This window comes from Micromonospora sp. R311 (genome assembly GCF_056780015.1).
The window spans coordinates 1-2,335 of record NZ_JBSWCE010000096.1; the positions used below are offsets into that span (position 1 = coordinate 1).

Sequence of the window (2,335 nt, forward strand, 5' to 3'; positions counted from 1 at the left end):
GGGTCGCGTATTCGTTTGGTGCGAGTGCCCGGTTGCGAACGCGGGCCGGTCACGGTCTGTTATCGGATGGCTGGTCTGGTGAGGCGGCGGATGTGGATGGTTGGAGTCGGCCGGCGGACTTGCCAGTACGCCTTCGGGCGCTTCTCCCTTCGGGGTGAACGCCGGCCGACGCGGCGGTGGGGGTGATGGTGGCTTCGGCGGCGGCGATGGCGGCGGCGTCGGACCGCCGGTGCCGCAACTCGGTCGGCAGCACCGCCAGCGCGATCAGCGCGCCGAGCAGGCCCGTCGCGGCGAAGCCCCAGGCCGGTGCGGAGGCATCGATCACCGCCCCGGCCAGCGGGGCGCCGAGCGCTAGCCCCACCACCATCGCCGAGCCGTGCAGGCCCATCGCCTCACCCCGCACGCTCGCCGGCACCAGCCGGCTCACCGCGTCGACGGTGGCGGCCACGGTCGGCGCGGTGAGCGCCCCGGACGGCAGCAGCACCAGGGCCAGCAGCCACCACTCGCCGCTGCCCAGACCGACCGGAATGGTGACCAGACCAAGGACAAGGGTAAGGCTCAGCGACGGCACCGGGCGGGACAGCGCTCCGTAGGTGAAGCCGCCGAGCAACGAGTACGAGGCCCAGAGCGCCAGCACCATACCGGTCCAGTCGATCTGACCGGCGTCACGCAGCACCGCCACCACCGTCACATCGGTGCCGGCGATTATCAGCGTGCTGGCCGCGCCACCGGCGAGCAGCCCGATCAGTCGTGGGGTCAGCCACTGCCGGCGGGGCAGCGGCTGCGCCGGCGTCGTCTCCTCGTCCCGGGCCCGGGTTGGCGGGTTGAGCACCAGCAGGGTGAGTCCGGCCAGCACGATGCCGCCGCCGACGGCGTACATGGTCAGGGTGGGCGAGACGCTGGTGGCCAGGGCCACCGCCCCCGCCGGCCCGATCATGAAGCTGAGTTCGACCGACATTGAGTCCAGCGCGTACGCCTGACGGCGCTGGGTCGGCGGGACCAGTGCGGCGATCGACTGCCGGACCACGGAGAAGACCGGGAGGGTGAGCAGCCCGCCGACGAACGCGGCGCCGAGCAACGCCGGGTACGGCAGGACCGGCGCTGTCCCCCAGAACAGCGCCTCGACCGCCGTGGTCAGCAGCAGCATCGGCCGCAGGCCACGCCGGTCGACCAGCCGGCCGAGCAGTGGTGCGCCGAGCGCCGATCCGACCGTCATCGCGGCCCCGACCAAGCCGGCGGCGAAATAGCCGTGGCCCAGGTCGAGTACGTGCAGCGTCATCACCACCGCGGTGGCTGCCACGGGCACCCGGGCCAGGATCGCGACCAGCAGCAGGGGCCGCAACCCCGGCAGCGCGAGCGCGTCCCGGTACGGCTTCAAATCCAACACGGTCCGCACCTCCCGGGCCACCCTGGCCTAAGGCGAGTAATTCCTAGATTCGGCTCCGGCGGGGTTGCCGTGCGCAACGCATGACCCATCACCGGTCTAAGACGATCCAGTAGCGCCTCACCGGACCGTGCTCGGTGTCGCGGATGCCCTCGAGGGCGCCGCCGTTGCGTTCGATCGTCCGGGCCGACGCGATGTTGTCGGCCAGACAAGGGATGAGGACGCGGTCTAGGCCCAAGACGACGCGAGCCTCCTTGAGCATCTCGCCGAGTGCCCAACTCGCCAGTCCTCGGCGGCGCGCGGACGGCCGGACGCCGTAGCCGATCTGGCCGATCTCGTCGTCGAACTTATGCCGGAGGGCGATTCCCCCGAGTACGTGGCCGTTCTCGACGATCCACCGGGGTGAGCCGTGCTGTTCGTCCGGGCACGGGTCGCCGGCCGGATGGGTCAGTCGGACCCGCTCGTGCACCCAAGCGGCGAAGCCTTCGGGCGAGTTCACGTCGTCGTTGGACCTCAGGCCGAAGCCGTCCTCGTGGAGGCCAGGGCCCCAGTCGTCGCGGCATTTCAAGAACGCGGCGTGCAGGCGGATGGTCGGCAGAATCAACTCGGGCATGCGGTCACGGTATTGAAAGCCGGACCGCTAAACGAGCCGCTTCTTACCAACATTGATCACCCCCAGAAGCCGATTCCGCTCCGCAAAGGCCCACGCGCTTAGGGAGCTACAAGGGGGCGCCGCGGGGCCCTGCATCGCAATATCAGCCAGGTCAAAGACCAACCCCCGACGAGGAGCGCCAGGAACGAAGTAAGCCCCTCGCGCGCCGGCTATGTGACCTGTGTCACAACCCTGGCAACGTCCGCATGACTGCGAGTCAGGTCGCGCTGATCGACTGGGACGAGTCGCACGTCGACGTCCCCGACCTCGACCTCGTGCTGCCCGACAACGCCGCCGGC

Annotated in this window: 2 protein-coding genes; both read right to left on the reverse strand. The window is 70.3% G+C overall.

Annotated elements, in window-relative coordinates:
* Nucleotides 1–49: 49 nt before the first annotated feature.
* Nucleotides 50–1,408: an MFS transporter gene (locus AC1WTP_RS34245; RefSeq protein WP_481653355.1), complete on the reverse strand. Its 1,359-nt coding sequence runs from the start codon at nucleotides 1,406–1,408 to the stop codon at nucleotides 50–52.
* Nucleotides 1,409–1,475: 67 nt separating this feature from the next.
* Entirely contained in the window at nucleotides 1,476–1,997 is a 522-nt protein-coding gene (locus tag AC1WTP_RS34250; RefSeq protein WP_481653356.1) for a GNAT family N-acetyltransferase, read from the reverse strand.
* Between the last annotated feature and the right edge of the window lie 338 nt (nucleotides 1,998–2,335).